The following is a 14,516-nucleotide window of genomic DNA, read 5'->3' as shown; positions in this document are numbered from 1 at the left end:
TTGGCGGACTACCCGAATGATAGCCGCGCTTGGTCCAAAATTCAAGGACCGATTATATGAGCAGCAACACAACGATTAACGGCAATCCCCCGGCAAACGCCCGCCGGAACAACCGGTGGCGCGACTTCCCGAACACCGTCAGTCCGGCCCAGTATCGGGTCACTGATGAAACCGGCAAAGCCCGAACTGTCACGGTTTCGAAGAACAAGCGCCGGGTGCTGGAAGGGCTGATGCAAGCCCCAATGTATTGCGCCAGCCCCGTTCGCATCTCGGACTTGGTTCACCTCCTCAAGCGTGACTACGGCGTAGACATCGCAATGGACCTTTACGCCAATGACAGCGATACCGACCGTGCCAAATTTGGGGTCTACACCCTTAAGAGCAAAGTTGAGTTGATCAACGGGAATGGGGGCGCATGCTGATGGCCCTCAAAATACAGATTGCCCGCTTGCAACGCCTCTATGGCCTGACCGCAACCCAAGCCCGCCTTGTCGCTGGCCTGCACTACGGGGAGGGCGTTTGATGGACGGGTTGCAGATGCCCGCGAACGACCGGGGCCATCGCGCCTCGGTCAACCGCACTGCCCGCCGTATCGATAGCGTATCCCGGTCTCTGGGATACTGCTTGCATCTTGATGACCTCGACGCATGGCTGGGCTTCGCAGTCATCCTGCGCGCTCGTCTGAGCGAAACCGGGCGGGCAGCGCTGGCCTATGTCGCGTTGAAGGCGTTGCCGCCACATCAGGCGCAGGCTGTCGCAGAGGCAGCGCTGAACAGTGCTATGCCATCGACAGCGGGGCAACCCATCGCACCCCTGTTCAACCATATGGACGAGGCCGCATTTTGGGCCGATATGGCAGCCCCTGACGAGCGGGAGGCCTATTGCCTCGCCAGCTTCAAGGCGATGCCCTACGAGCGCCAGTCGGCCTTTCTCGACTTCGTACAGGGGAGGCAGGCAGCTTGATGCGCGATTTCACAGCAATGGCCGTGCAACTGGATCAGCACCGGGCGGAACACCCGACCGGCACTCATCGCTTGCCAACGCCTTTCATCTGGCAGGACCCCAACAGCCTGCCTCTCCGCCCGTGGGTCTATGGGCGGCATCTACTGCGCAAGCAGGTCGCCGTGACGGTTGCTCCCGGTGGGGTGGGCAAGTCCTCTTTGACCATTGTGGAGGGGCTGGCGATGGTATCTGAGCGTGAGTTGCTCGGGGAATGGACGGCTAAGGGCTTGAACGTCTGGCTCTACAACCTCGAAGACCCGCGCGACGAGATGAACCTGCGCATCACAGCAGCCATGCAGCACCATGATGTGCGGCCCGATGAAGTCGAAGGGCGGTTGTTTGTAGATACCGGGCGCGAGCGCGAGCTTTGCACGGCGGCACAGACCCGCGAGGGCGTCGTGATCGTAAAGCCTGAGATTGAGGAACTGGCGCGGGAAATCGCTGAACGGCAGATTGACGTGATGATTGTTGACCCGTTCGTCTCATCGCATCAGGCGGGTGAGAATGACAACGTCGCCATTGATCTCATCGCCAAGGAATGGGCGCGTTTGGCGGATCGGTGCAACTGCGCAATTGAACTGGTTCACCATACCCGCAAGACCAACGGCGTGGAGGCCACCACAGAGGATAGCAGGGGCGGCTCTGCGCTGTTGGCGGCAGCACGGTCTGGACGGGTGCTCAACCGCATGACAGCGGACGAGAGAGAGCAGGCAGGCATTCAGCCCGATGACCTCACCACCTACTTCACCGTGACCCGCGACAAGTCGAACCTCGCGCCCGTGGGTAAGCGCACATGGCGGCGCATGGTCTCTGTCGAATTGGCGAACGGTGAAAGCGTCGGCGTGGCCGAGGTCTGGGAATGGCCCGATACGTTCGATGGCTTCACCGGAAAGGACCTGCTGGCCGTGCAGCATGCCATTGAGGGCAAGCACCCGCGCTACTCGGATCAGTCGGGCAAGGACTGGGCCGGGGTTATCGTTGCCGATGTGCTGGGGCTGGATGCATTGAAGGACAAGCGCCGGATTAAGAAAATGATTGAGGCATGGCTGCATTCCGGGGCGCTTGTGAAAGGCAGCAAAACCGGCCCCATCAGAAAGCCAGTTCCGACGATTGAAGTCGGCGAATGGGCAAACGAATGATGTGCGTCACCACCCCCGAAAAGCAGGTGACGCAAGGTGACGCAAACACCCCCCAAAACCACTGCGTCACCACCCCTCCCCCTAAAGGGGGGGAGGGGGTGGTCACGCGCTCAGTTGGTTCTCGCGAGGTGGTGACGCAAACCGACCTGTCTCAGCAGCAAAAACATTCTCAGGAAAGGCAATCCGCATGAGCAAAAAGAACGACCGAAACAGCGGCGCGAAAACGGAAGGCCGGAACGCTGACGGCACCTTCGCCCCCGGCAACCCCGGCAAGCCCAAAGGATCACGCCACAGGGCCACGCAGGCCATTGAGGCGATGCTAGAGGGCCAGCAGGAGGCTTTGACGCAGGCAGCCATAGACAAGGCTCTGGAAGGCGATGTCACCGCTCTGCGCCTGTGCCTCGACCGTATCGCACCCGCCCGCAAGGATGCGCCAGTATCCTTTGCCCTGCCGGAAATTGAAACGGCAGAGGACGCCGCCAAGGCGGCAAGGGCCATTCTCAAAGCAATTGCTGACGGAGACGTGACCCCGCTGGAGGCAGCGACCGTCATGGCCGTGGTTGAGCAGTTCCGCCGCACCTTGGAAACCACAGAGATTGAACGCCGGATCACGGCATTGGAGGCAAGCAAATGAGCAGCACGAAACACAGACTTCGGGAACTTGAGCGCGGCAATCAACGCTTTGAAGTGCGACTAACATCACTGACCTTCGACATCTGCGGCGACACCGCTCAGGAGGGCAGTCAGACAGCCGCCTTCCACTGCGATGGCTTTGTCTTCGAAATCACCCGCACCCACGATGAAGACACAGACGCGTTTGCCCGCAGAGCAGAGGCCGAAGGCATGGCGCTGGCGCGGGCTGAATATCCCAAGGCCATCATATTGGCCCCCGGCGCAGAGGACCTTTGACCATGATACGAGAAAGCAGAGTGCAGCGTCTTGAAACGGCCTTCGGAGCGCCGCGCAAGACCATCATCGCTGTTGTTCCAGAGGCTTGGGACGAGGACGATGTACAGGCAGGCATCGCCAGACTTCGGCAGACCTCGGCGCTGCCCTCCACATGGGAGGTCAGTCTAACACGGGATCAGAACATCACCGCTGAACGCCTTCTGTTCGCGGGCAGCCTAGAGGCCTTATCCAAGCACGTTGCCAAACACAGCAGCAGGATCGGCGTAGCAATGCGGGAGGGGCAGGCATGAACCTCTTATCGAGATTTGAGCATCTGTAAAGGATACGCCGCAATGGGAATTAAGAACCGTATCGCTCGTCTTGAGGGCCATCACCCCGGCGCTGAAGAAATAGGCCCGGTTGTTGTACATTTCGTCAGCCCTGTTGAGGGCGAGGGCTATGGCATGGGTTATGCAACTTTTCTCGGCACAGGCATTCCCCAAATTTGGCGGGATGAGGGCGAAACCCGAGAGGAATTTGAAGCCCGAGCTGATCAGATTTGGAGCACGCGGGACCGTAAAGCACGTGACCGTAGTGAGGTAATATGATACCATCAACCAAAGGAGCGCGCGCCATGAATGACCCCGTAAAAGAACCCGCCCAGAACACGGAAAAGACGATGGGCGACATCATGCGCGAGATCATGGCTTGGCCTCTCCCAGCCTTGCCGCGCCCAACCCACAACGCCCCCGAGCGCAACCAGTAGGAAACAAGCATGTCACTGGACCCCCGTATCATCCTCGCCGGAACTCAGCCCGACTTCGTGAACGTGCTTGCGCGCTCTAATGAAGCCGCACAGCAGAAGAACGAGTTTCAGCGCACCAACGCGCTCAACAGCCTCTATCAGGAGCAAGGACCGCAGATTGCCGCAGGCGATCAGAATGCGCTTAACGCCCTAGCCGGGTTCGACCCCAAAGCCGCCCTTGGCGTACAGTCCGCCCGTCAGAACATGCGGATCAACGAGGAGGAGCTAAGTCTCCGCAAACAGTCTGCCGCACGAGAGTCGGCGAAGTGGGCACAGACGCAAGACGACCGCACCAAGGCAGAGCAGGCCCAAAAAATGCGTCAGGGGCTTATGGCTGCGGGTTCTGCGTTTGAAGCGGGGGACCAAGCGGGGCTTGACCGTATCTTGCAGGGGTATGGCGTTGAGCCTGTGCCGCTGGCTGAGTTCCCCTATCTTGCCGCGCAAGTGGAGGGAGCGCTTGAGGGGCTTTCTGCGGCAGGCCAGTTTAGCAAACCGCCCGCGCCGAAGTGGAAAGTGACCGACAGCGGGCAGGCAATCAATGAACTTGACCCGTTGGCCGGGGCACAGGACATTCCGAACTTTGAGGCGAATCCAAAGACGTCCGCCGCAGAGCAGAAGATTGAGCGTATCATCTCTGAGTATGGCGTTGACCGGCGCACCGCTGTCGGGATTGTGGACGGCGTCTTGAACGTCTCCCGCCACCCGCTCGACGGCTCGGTTGTCGTCACAGACCTTGCGACAAATCAGGTGGTCACACCGCAGCAGGCAGAACCCACGCCTCCGCCGGGTGGGTTGCCAGAGCGCACCAATTCATTCGAAGGCACGAACCCTCGTGGCGCGGTTGGTTTACCCGGCGTTGCGGCATCCCTCGCAAACACCATTCTCGACAGCGTGGGCCTTGGTCAGGCGGCACCGGACATTGACCGCGCGCAGACTGCAATGGACAGCCTTGCTACACGAACCGTGCAGGGGCTTTCAGCGCAGTGGCCGGGGCGTCCTTCCAACCTCACCCGCGAGATGATCGACAACATGACCGTGCGGCCCGGTGACTTTACGACTGGCCCCGGCAGAGCGGCAAACAAAGTTGCCGACATGAAGCGCGAAATCGAGCGGGCGATTGCCTCTGCCCACGAGGTTGCCAGCAGCCAAGGCAAGTACAGCAAGACGCAGATAGCCGAAGCGCAAGCGGCCTTGAACGACCTGTTGCCGCTCTACCAAGACTACATCGACCTTGGCAGTGCTCTCGGCGGCCATGCTGGCGCGGGCGAAGGGCAGACCAAAAGCGGCATCAAATGGAGCGTTGAATAATGGCAACTCTGAACATTGAAGGCCGCAAGGTCAAAGTTGACGATAGCTTTCTGAGACTGTCGCCGGAGCAGCAAGAGGCAACGATTGAAGAAATTGCGTCCAGCCTTGGCGTGAAGGGCGCGCAGCATCCGATCATGTCTCAAGTGAACCGGGGCATTGCCGATGGCGTGGGCGGGCTAGTGGATCTGATCAACCCGTTTGATGGCGACGAATTTGGCTTTTCCACCGGGTCGGCCAAGGATGGATTGCGCGGTGCCATGGAGGCAAGTGGCGTTGAGGTGGCCCAAGGCGAAGCGGAGGGGTTTGCTGACAACTTCTGGCGGGGCGCCGGAACAGGTGCTGCCGGGATGGTTCCCGCTGCCAAAGGTCTGCAACTGGCGCAGCGTGCCCCCGGTATGGTCGGGGCCATTGCCCAACGGCTTGCCCCTCAGGCAGCGACGACAGGGGGCGCAGCCACTGAAATGCTCGCCGCTGGCACAGGTCGAGGGTCGGGCGAGTTGCTTGAACAAGCAGGCGCGCCTGAATGGGCGCAGCAGACTGCGGAAATTGCCGCCCCTGCTGTTGCCTTGCCTGCCCTTGGGGCCACCGCGCGTGGCGCTGGTCGTGTCGCTTCCAAAGCCCCCGGCGCAGCACTTGCCCGCAGAACGGCTCAGGAGGTCAAGCGAGGCGTGTTGCCTATGACCCAACAGGGAGCCGAGGAAGTGGCCGCAGAACGCCTGAGAGGCCTCGTAGGGGGCGAGGAGCGCGCGGCAGAGCTAGGGCGCCGGATTGAGGCTGACAACGACCTAGGGCTTACGCCCGCGCAGCAGACGGGCGATCCTAACCTTCTGGGGCTTGAAGCGCAGGCGATGCGTGAAAACCCGCTTCTGCGCGAGGCCTTGGAAGCCAACAAAGCCGCATCACGGCAAAAGGCGGCAACCGCTATCGATGCCACCACCGGCGATGTGCAGGACGCGACAGGCTACTTTGAACGCAGGCTTGATGGGTTCCGGAAAAGTCTGAACGCGCAAGCTATCTGGGTCAAGGCAAAAGCTGGCGCGACTGAGGCAGGCACAACGCCCAATGCCACCGAGACGGAGAACTCAATACGGGTAGTCGATGCTATCCAAGGTCAGCTTGATGTCGCGTTGAAGCGTGAAGGCGCATTGTGGGGCGCTGTTCCCCGAGGGGCGAAGGTGAGCACCGACAATGCCCGCGCTGCCGCCCAGAAGGTTACCGACAGCATTCCCTATGCGCAGCGGGAGGATATCCCCAAAGCCGTCAGCGATATTCTGAGCGCCGATGTCTATGCCGAGGGGGCGACCGTCAACGACATGCACGGAGCCTATTCTAAGCTGCGACAGGTGGCTCGTTCAGCAATGGCGGGGACCGATCAGAACAAGAACCGTGCCCGCATCGCCAATGAGGTCGCAGAGGCCATCTTGAAAGACCTAGGGGCAGTCGATGGGGCAACGGATATTGGCCGCAAGATCAACGCGGCCCGCGCCTACAGCCGTGCTCTTCATGAGACCTTTGATCAAGGGACAGTCGGCAAAGTCTTGAACCGCACGATTGACGGGGACGGCACCATAGCACCTGAAACAGCTTTGGGGCGCACGGTGGGACGTGGCGGCGCTGTAGCGAAGGTTTCCGCCGAGGATTTGGAAAAGGCGGCACCCGAGGGCGGCGCGGCTATCGGTGACTTCCTCAAGGGGCGGTTTGCGGCTACCATGCGAGACGCCAGCGGCACCTATACGCCGAAGCGGGCGCGGGAGTGGATGCGCAACAACAGCGAACTTATGGGGCGCTATCCCGAACTGCGGGGCGAATTTGCGAAGGCTTTGCAGAGCAGCGATAGTGCATCTGCGTTTGCGGCGCGGGCCGAAGCCTGGATCAAGCTGGCTGACAAGAGCGCAGCGGCTCAGTTTGCGGGGACTAGGGATGGCAAAGCGGTCCTATCGATCATCGGTGCGGACAATCCGGCGAAGCAGGCCCGAGCGGTCGTATCCACCGCCCGCAAGGACCCGACTGGGAAGGCTTTGGCAGGCGTTAAGGCTGCTTTTTCTGATCACCTGATTGGCGGTGCGACCTCGAAGGATGGTGCGTTGTCCGGCAAGGGGCTGCTGGCGCTGATGCAGGACAAGCAAATGCAGTCTGCTATGGCGCAGGTGTTCGATAGCGGAGAAGTTGCGCGCCTGCGCAGGATCGCCGTTCAATTGGCGAAAGTTGACGCGAAGCCTGCCGCAGACGTGGGGAATGTGATGGACAGCCCCGCGAACAAGATGGTCGAGATGGTCGTCAGAATTGCCGCAGCACGGCATGGCGGCAGCATGGGTGGCGGGTCCATGGGGGGCAGCATCCAGACCGCCAACATCTTCACAGAGCGTGCCCGAAAGGCCCTCCGCAATCTGACAAACGACAGGGCAAGGCAACTGCTGCTGGATGCGGTAGAGGACCCAGACTTGTTCAAGGAGTTGCTGCGTACGCCTGCGAGCATTCGGCTGTCGGGGCCGAAGAAAAGCAGGCTTGCGCCTTACTTGATTGGTGCAGGCGCTGCGGTGGACTCTGAAGGTGGAGAGGGCGACTAACTATATTAATGGGAAGCTATACTAAGTGATCCGCCCATCGCATAAGTTCTGCGTTTGGGTGGAAGTCACCTTTTTCGAAAAGTTCATCGATTTTACGCAGGCGTGCCATGTCTTCAACTGGTAGTTCCACGGAAATTCCGAACTCTGCTTGGAGAATCTCCGTCACGTGATCGGCTAGACCTAAAACGTATCGGGCTACATTCCTTTCCTCCGAAACTTCAAAAAGGTCAGGCATTTCCACGTCAATTTTCTTTAGTGCAGTGCGCCTCCTTGCAAGACCTGCTGGATCTTCCGTCGGGTTTCCCGACTCTGCTGACAGCATCTCACGTGCTTTCGAATATGCACTCCCGATAGCCTTCCGTATGTCTTCCGACAAATACTGGACGGCATCAAATACCATCACCCTGTAAATTCTTTCTTTCAGAGGTAGGAAGTCAATTGTTTGGCCTAGCGTATCATGCTGGTCCACTAACTCCTCGTAAAGTGCCCACCGATTAGGCCATTCAGCACCACCGCCGAATCTTCCAGCCATCACCCTAGCTAGTACTATCTCTCGAGTATAAACTTGGACTATGCTCGTCAGGCGGTCGATCAGACTTGCTGCCTCTTTCTGTTTATCTTCCCAAAGCTCGGCCTCAACGCCAAAGCCTTTGAACCTTTTGAACCTAGATACGTTGGCGTAGATAAGGCAGAGAAAGAACATCACGAAGGCGGCGGTTGCTCCTGTTACGTCTGAGCTGACCAGAAATTTGACACTGAATACTAGGAACAGAAGTGATGCTAGATAGAGCAGCCCGCGCTCCCAATTTGTCTTGATCCAGTTCAATGTACTTAACTCCGATTTTCGACCAAACCTACACGCCGCTTAGCCTAGGGGGTAGATGCTTTCCGATCCCCGACTTGCCGAGTGACCGGTTTTCGCTATCAATTCATTTAAGGAGATTTTTGATGATAAGGTTCGTGCCAATATTGCTGATTGGCCTTGCGGGATGCGATATGCCCCAGCCGCAACCGCTTAGGCCAAGCCCGGCCATGCAGAAGATTCTGGAATCTTGTGAAGCCGGTAACCTCGAAGCATGCGCGTTTGCGGAGAAAACCTACCAGCAAGAAATGCAACGACGCGCGTCTATACCGCCTCCTGTATTTCAGCCCTACTATCAAAACCCTGCCGACTTTCAAACGCCGCAGCGGCGTCAGACGGTTTGCAGGAACAGCTTTGGCCAAGTGATCTGCGAAACGTCTTAGGGCCGATGCCCTGCCTGATGCTTGGATATCGCAAGCTTTCAAGCTGCAACCCGGCTGCAACTTTTTTGGTGCCAGATAATGAGAAAGATGCCACTACTTGTGCGTGCATATTTGATCGAATTATTTGGGAGTGGTTATCTTGACGAAAACATATTTAGCAGCAGCTATGATAATCTCGTTGGCAGCGTGCTCGGCGAACACTAACACAGGCCCACAGGATGTCGCGCATTCGTTAGCCTTTTCAAAGCAACTCTCAGCTTCAAGCACTGGTAGCCTTTGTGCGACCTACACCTCTTCGGCCACGACTCCGCTGGTTAAGATGATGCTTGAAGCGGAGTTGGGCGCTCGCAACGTTGCCCACTGCGACCGCACACATGTCGGCGGGCAGTCTGTGGCCCAATACAATCGGCCCAGCTTTAATAGAGCAGATGGCGAAGGTGCTACGTTGGCCTCAGATAAAGATTGCAGCGACTTTGTGAATGGAGCGCACGCACAGAGGTTTTTTCTGGCAGTGGGTGGACCATCGAGTGATCCGCACCGCTTGGACAGAGATGGCGATGGTTTGGCTTGTGAGTGGGGAACTGCTGTCACACGCCTATACAGCAAAGCGCTTGCCCCCATCCGTCGCGCCACGCCCCGCCGAACGAGCAGTTCGCGTTGCTACGTAGGCCCGCGTGGCGGCACCTATACTATTACAGCAAGCGGCAACAAAAATTACGGCGGCTGCTAGCATTTGGCCGCCAGAGCCGAAGAAAAGCAGGATTGCACCGTATCTGATTGGTGCCGAGACTGCGGTGGCTCTGGAATAAACCAAAACGCCACGCTGTATTATGCAGCGTGGCGTAAGGTGCCTAGGGTGTCACACGTGACATGGCTGCATTACTGGCTGTCGTCTACCACCAAGGTGATTTCACCAGAATTGGCGGAGTTGACTGCAACCACCTGATCAACCGAATATCCTTCGGCCTCCAACGCGGCCATCAACTCTGCGTTTGCCTCAATCTCCGTGCGCAGGTCAGCAATGCTTTCTTCCTGCTTACTCAGAGCATTGTCTAAAGCGCTTGCGTTCTCCGCAGCTTCACCTTTCAGATCAGATAGCAGTGTGATCGTCGCGTCAGCTTCCGCGTCAAGGCCGGACACTACTTCCGCAGATACCTCGGAACTCTGGAGGCCGGAGATCAGCTGTCCATAGTTCCCCTTCGCAGCTTTGGAATTGCCTTTGTCTGCTGCGGCGTTGCTGTTGCCAGATGCATTGGTCGACGCATCTGCACCTGCACTCGCTCCTGCACTAACGTCAGCACCAACACCAGCGCCTGCATCTGTGCTGGTGGATTGAGCGAAAGCTGCTGTGGAAACTGTTGTTGCCATCAGTGCAGACATCAGAGTTTTCATAGTCATTGGCATAGTGGTTCCTCCTTCATTCTGCCCATGGGTTACGGGCAGGGTAAGGCTGGAACTTCGATGGGTTGCCTTAGTTCCGGCGTGGTTTTAACGCTTGGCAAGATAGCGCCAGATAGCATTCATTTCGGCGAAACCTTGCTACCAAAATGGACAGCAGAAAGGACGATATGATTAAGCTCTTACTTGTCGAAAATGACTTAGACATTTGTGAATTAGTGAGGCTTTCGTTAGAACTCCATGGTGAATTCGATGTGGTCGATTGCTCTTCAGGAGAGGAAGCACTCCGCATAGTTGGCGACTATAGGCCGGATGTTTTCTTGCTCGATTTCATGATGCCTGAAATGTCCGGTCCGCAGGTGCTTAAGAGGTTTCGTGAAGTTCCGGAGCTTGCAGACGTGCCTGCAATTTTTCTTACTGCCCGAACATGGGAAGCCACCAAATCCGAATTGATAGATTTGGGAGCCAAGGAAGTTATCTATAAGCCATTCAAGCCCACTATACTTGGCGCTCAGGTCAAAGCAGCAATCGAGCGATGATGGCGCACTGCGCGGCCTATCCAGTATCGGTCAGTGTTGCAGCCATGTATGCATCCACTGAACTTAAACCGCGATCATGCCGCATGGCTGATCAAGAGTAGGAGCGACATTAAAGCGGCTACTCCGGCGCAATATAAACGTAGGAATTTCATATCGTCCTCCCACAGAGATTTCATATCACCCTCCCACGAAGTAAGTATTATGTAGTCTGTATTTAGGCGACCACAAGCAACCCAAGGGTGAACCGACCGTTACTGCGCGCCTAACAGTGCAACGCTTTTCTAAAATTTGGTTACGGAAACACCGCAGAAAAGTATCGCAACATTGGAGATACCCCGCTTCCGATGTTGTGTTACATTCCTCCGGTGTTGTCGTACTCAACCCGGCGAGTAACGGGGGGAGAAGCCTTACAGACGAGTTACGAGGCTTCTTTGTGGCTGCATCGCCACCCACTTTGTTCAGAAGCTAATTCCGTAGAGTGGCCCAATGGTGGCGCGCTAACATAACTCTGATGTCGAGGGCGCTCCACAGGACGCCGAACAAGCCAGCAACAATAATTGCATCCATAGCCGTAGGCGGCTGGAACCCTTCATTGCGCCAGTAGCCGACAGCAGCTGCCCCTAGTGCAAGTATTATGGGAATCCATTCGCGTTCCCGCTCAAGCCGCCTTACTTCTTGTATTCTGTCATCCGGTTCGGTGTTCATTTTAATTGCTCCTCCATGCAAATTGACGCCGAGGTTGTCACGTCACCGGCAGCCAAGAATTTGACGCCCATATTTTCATAAACCGCCCGAACAGCGTTGATGGTTGACTGCTTTGCATCAGAGCCGTTCTCAATTCTGGAAATTGTGTTCGGAGTTACACCTGCGGATGATGCAATTTCGCGCACACCGAGCTTTACCAATGCGCGCGCCATCCGTGCCTGATTGCTATTCATAGCTACCATGTCCTTTTTATAGATACGACGTATTGACTACGCGGTATGGGTTCATATATACAGTGTATCGATACGACGCTACTGATGCAAGAAAGGGACGGCAAATGACTTACAATCGCAAAGCTATCATGACCGCAGCTTGGGAAATCGTTCGCAAAGCCAACGTGGCTCTCCACGGCTTCCGGGCCATCATGCGCCGCGCCCTGAAAGCCGCATGGGCCAATGCTAAGCATGAACGGGCGATGGAAGTGCGGGAGGCAAAGCAGGCGCTGGCATCCCCTGAAGTGACCCGCATCCAAGGCAAAATCGCGATCCTCGAAAGCAAGACCCATTGGGAGCAGCCCGACTATGCCCGCATCGGTGTCCTGCGCGCCGCACTGAGAGCGGCACAGGAGCACGACGCCGCAGCCCAAGACTATGCCGCCAAGCGCGACCTGATCGCCTCTGCCGGTGGCCGTTTCTGCGCTGTCACGTTTACGAAGGCCGACGGCAGCGAGCGCACCATGCAGGTGCAGCCTGCTACCTTGCAGCGTCATGTGAAGGGTGATGCCGCCACAGAGGCCGGAAAACGGGCCGTAGGAACGCGCAAAGCTCGCCACCCTCATCTGCTGCCTGTCTGGGACGCAAAGGCCCGAGCGCCCCGCTCTGTGAATCTGGCGACCATCTTCCGCATCGTCGTCGATGGGGTTGTCCACGAATACCGCGCTTGATCCCGAGCGCATGGCGGGGCTGATGCCTCGTCAGCTTAAACCAAAGGAGACTACCATGAACGACCTAGAAACAATCCGCTTCCGGCTCAACCAATTCGCAGAGAGTGCAGGGGATACCGCGCCTTCAATGATCCTAAGCGCAGATGGCGCACCAAGCCGAGAAATCATGGATTACTGCGACAAGCATCACCTAACGCTCGACTGGGCGCTTCTCGGGGACGGTCCGACCCATCGTAAGCCAAAAGCGCCCTTGCTGGCCGATGTCGAATTCGACGCAATCTTCCTGCATGGCCTGCTGCAAGGGCTGGACCTGCTGATCAGTGAAGCTGAAAGCAAATCCTCGCCCGCTTCGAACGCCGCTCATGCCTTGGCACAAGAGGTGATCAGCAAGAGCGAGCGCTTGGCCGCTGACTTGTCCAGTCTGGTGGATGCCACCCCTAACGCACGGAAGGCGCAACTGGAGGCGAACCAATGAACATGAACCTCGCAGCCGCAATCTCCAATGCATATGATCTCAGCAGCATTCTGCGCGTGTGTGTTCGCTCTCTCGAAGGAGATGCGCCAGAACAGCCGGGAGACGGAGAGGCAACAGCGCATACAGTCAAGCTGGCGGGGAACATGATTGGTGACCTAATCAGCACCCTTGAACTGGTTGAACTGAGAGGGGACCTGCCAAGCCAAGCTGCCAGCCTACGGACCGGTGCCGTTCGGCTGCTCAATCAATGGAAGGCCGAGCGCCGCAAGCGGGAAGCGCTGATCAATTCGACGCCCTCTGAACCGGAGGAGGAGCCTGCCGAAATGGGTGAGCTTGATCAAACCATTGAATGGCTTGCTGAACGCATTTCCTGCTTTGAGCCTCAATCAGATGAAGACGCAGCCGCCATGCTGGAATGGTGTGTTGAGGACTGCGCCGGAGAACTGCTGTGCGAGCAGTATCCGCGCGCGCAGAGGGCCGTGATTGAATACCTGCGGGCCAAGGTCTAACGAACCCGCCTGCGCCCCTCTGCCGGGGCGTGGGCAACGCGGTGGGGGCCGCATTGGAGACTGTCAGCAAATGAACTTCTACACCAACAACCGAAACTGGTCCGACAGGTTCTTGCCTGAGATTAAGCAACTCATCGGCGGTTATCTTTTGGAAACCGCTGCCGACCCATTCGACCACATTCAAGCCACCGACCTCATGATGCTGGATGCCCGCGACATGCGGGTTGCGGCACGGGTAAGGCGTCCCGGCTACGCGCAGCGCTATCCCTACCAGTTCACCATACGCTCAGCAGTGGCATCTGGCGCGCAGACCGAGCTTTCCAAAATTGTGAACGGTAACGGTGATTGGATGTTTTATGGCCATTCTAACGCCGACCAGACGGGCTTAGAGGCATGGTGGTTAATCGACCTACGGGCCTTCCGTGCGGCGCTCATCCGCAACAGGGTGAACGCTCCGCAAATTGTAATGGGTGACCAGCGCAATTCAGACGGGACGCGGTTCAAGTGGTTTGACTTGCGTTCGTTCCCCGATGACCCGCCGCTGGTAGTGGCGTGTTCAAGGGCGGGGCAAAACTAAACCGTTCTGTCTCAACATTTCCGAGATTTAGTGGTTTCGAGTTAATATAGATTATAGCGCCCCTTCCGATATCTGGTAGAAGGCTAGCGAAAGCGGCCCGAACCGTACCCATAAAATGAAAGTACGTTAAAGTCGGATGTCTTCTAAAAATAACGAGGATGAAATTCGCTTCATCCATAGAGCTCGTCGCTGGCGGAGGTCATACTGGTTGGCCATCGCAACCTTAGTCGTTCTCTGGGGCTATGCCGTCTATGAGGTGGTCGGTTACGTAGTGGGCAGCTAGCGCCGTCCCAAAGTGAGTTAGCCAAATTTTTTTAGTCAGCTTGCTTGCCATCGCATTGGATCAGCCCACTTTCTCGTCATGGCTGATGATGACGAGAAAACGAAGCGGCAAACACGTCGATGGACGCTTGAGC

19 protein-coding genes are annotated in these 14,516 nt (G+C 57.4%); 16 read left to right on the top strand and 3 right to left on the bottom strand.

The features are described 5' to 3' along the window. The first annotated feature begins 56 nt into the window (after positions 1–56). The 10 genes from K3759_RS09670 to K3759_RS09625 all read left to right on the top strand — a co-directional run bounded on the left by K3759_RS09670 (position 57) and on the right by K3759_RS09625 (position 7,709). Positions 57–422, top strand: coding sequence for a hypothetical protein (locus tag K3759_RS09670; protein WP_259981400.1), 366 nt, complete (start codon positions 57–59; stop codon positions 420–422). Positions 423–522: 100 nt separating this feature from the next. Further along, the gene (locus tag K3759_RS09665; protein ID WP_259981399.1) at positions 523–963 is read left to right on the top strand and encodes a hypothetical protein; all 441 of its coding nucleotides are present in this window, start codon (positions 523–525) and stop codon (positions 961–963) included. Continuing rightward, positions 963–2,141: a helicase RepA family protein gene (locus K3759_RS09660; protein WP_259981396.1), complete on the top strand. Its 1,179-nt coding sequence runs from the start codon at positions 963–965 to the stop codon at positions 2,139–2,141. The genes K3759_RS09665 and K3759_RS09660 overlap by 1 nt, the downstream gene beginning before the upstream one ends. 187 nt (positions 2,142–2,328) lie before the next feature. Continuing rightward, entirely contained in the window at positions 2,329–2,775 is a 447-nt protein-coding gene (locus K3759_RS09655; protein ID WP_259981393.1) for a DUF5681 domain-containing protein, read from the top strand. Continuing rightward, positions 2,772–3,050 (top strand): hypothetical protein, encoded by a 279-nt coding sequence (locus K3759_RS09650; protein WP_259981391.1) that lies wholly within the window; start codon positions 2,772–2,774, stop codon positions 3,048–3,050. Before K3759_RS09655 ends, K3759_RS09650 begins: the two co-directional genes overlap by 4 nt. Positions 3,051–3,052: 2 nt before the next feature. Next, on the top strand, positions 3,053–3,340 hold the full coding sequence (locus K3759_RS09645) for a hypothetical protein (RefSeq protein ID WP_259981390.1): 288 nt from the start codon (positions 3,053–3,055) through the stop codon (positions 3,338–3,340). 42 nt (positions 3,341–3,382) lie between these two features. Then, positions 3,383–3,637, top strand: coding sequence for a hypothetical protein (locus tag K3759_RS09640; protein ID WP_259981388.1), 255 nt, complete (start codon positions 3,383–3,385; stop codon positions 3,635–3,637). 26 nt (positions 3,638–3,663) lie between these two features. Then, positions 3,664–3,795 (top strand): hypothetical protein, encoded by a 132-nt coding sequence (locus K3759_RS09635; RefSeq protein WP_259981387.1) that lies wholly within the window; start codon positions 3,664–3,666, stop codon positions 3,793–3,795. A 9-nt stretch (positions 3,796–3,804) separates the two neighbouring features. Continuing rightward, on the top strand, positions 3,805–5,142 hold the full coding sequence (locus tag K3759_RS09630) for a hypothetical protein (protein ID WP_259981386.1): 1,338 nt from the start codon (positions 3,805–3,807) through the stop codon (positions 5,140–5,142). After that, positions 5,142–7,709: a hypothetical protein gene (locus tag K3759_RS09625; RefSeq protein WP_259981383.1), complete on the top strand. Its 2,568-nt coding sequence runs from the start codon at positions 5,142–5,144 to the stop codon at positions 7,707–7,709. Before K3759_RS09630 ends, K3759_RS09625 begins: the two co-directional genes overlap by 1 nt. A 16-nt stretch (positions 7,710–7,725) precedes the next feature. Here K3759_RS09625 and K3759_RS09620 read toward each other — a convergent pair whose 3' ends face one another. Further along, positions 7,726–8,535, bottom strand: coding sequence for a hypothetical protein (locus tag K3759_RS09620; protein WP_259981382.1), 810 nt, complete (start codon positions 8,533–8,535; stop codon positions 7,726–7,728). 585 nt (positions 8,536–9,120) lie between these two features. Between K3759_RS09620 and K3759_RS20285 the strand changes: the two genes are divergently transcribed. Next, on the top strand, positions 9,121–9,684 hold the full coding sequence (locus K3759_RS20285) for an excalibur calcium-binding domain-containing protein (protein WP_409202517.1): 564 nt from the start codon (positions 9,121–9,123) through the stop codon (positions 9,682–9,684). A 149-nt stretch (positions 9,685–9,833) separates the two neighbouring features. Here the strand turns inward: K3759_RS20285 and K3759_RS09615 are convergent, their stop codons facing one another. Next, on the bottom strand, positions 9,834–10,358 hold the full coding sequence (locus K3759_RS09615) for a nicotinate phosphoribosyltransferase (protein WP_259981380.1): 525 nt from the start codon (positions 10,356–10,358) through the stop codon (positions 9,834–9,836). A gap of 164 nt (positions 10,359–10,522) precedes the next feature. Between K3759_RS09615 and K3759_RS09610 the strand changes: the two genes are divergently transcribed. Further along, positions 10,523–10,891 carry a response regulator gene (locus K3759_RS09610; protein ID WP_259981378.1) on the top strand — a complete coding sequence of 123 codons (369 nt, stop codon included), beginning with the start codon at positions 10,523–10,525 and terminating at the stop codon, positions 10,889–10,891. A gap of 701 nt (positions 10,892–11,592) precedes the next feature. Here K3759_RS09610 and K3759_RS09605 read toward each other — a convergent pair. Continuing rightward, positions 11,593–11,829: a helix-turn-helix transcriptional regulator gene (locus tag K3759_RS09605; protein ID WP_259981377.1), complete on the bottom strand. Its 237-nt coding sequence runs from the start codon at positions 11,827–11,829 to the stop codon at positions 11,593–11,595. Positions 11,830–11,933: 104 nt separating this feature from the next. Between K3759_RS09605 and K3759_RS09600 the strand changes: the two genes are divergently transcribed. The 4 genes from K3759_RS09600 (at position 11,934) to K3759_RS09585 (ending at position 14,100) form a co-directional block, all read left to right on the top strand. Next, positions 11,934–12,539 carry a hypothetical protein gene (locus tag K3759_RS09600; RefSeq protein WP_259981374.1) on the top strand — a complete coding sequence of 202 codons (606 nt, stop codon included), beginning with the start codon at positions 11,934–11,936 and terminating at the stop codon, positions 12,537–12,539. Positions 12,540–12,594: 55 nt separating this feature from the next. Continuing rightward, a complete protein-coding gene (locus K3759_RS09595; protein WP_259981373.1) occupies positions 12,595–13,014 on the top strand; it encodes a hypothetical protein in 420 nt (139 codons plus the stop codon). Then, complete coding sequence (locus K3759_RS09590) at positions 13,011–13,523, top strand: hypothetical protein (RefSeq protein WP_259981372.1); 513 nt, start codon at positions 13,011–13,013, stop codon at positions 13,521–13,523. The genes K3759_RS09595 and K3759_RS09590 overlap by 4 nt, the downstream gene beginning before the upstream one ends. 70 nt (positions 13,524–13,593) lie before the next feature. Further along, complete coding sequence (locus tag K3759_RS09585; RefSeq protein ID WP_259981371.1) at positions 13,594–14,100, top strand: hypothetical protein; 507 nt, start codon at positions 13,594–13,596, stop codon at positions 14,098–14,100. Positions 14,101–14,516: the final 416 nt, after the last annotated feature.

Source organism: Sulfitobacter sp. W027, assembly GCF_025143985.1.
GTDB lineage: Bacteria > Pseudomonadota > Alphaproteobacteria > Rhodobacterales > Rhodobacteraceae > Sulfitobacter.
This window is presented reverse-complemented; position numbering and strand designations above follow the sequence as displayed.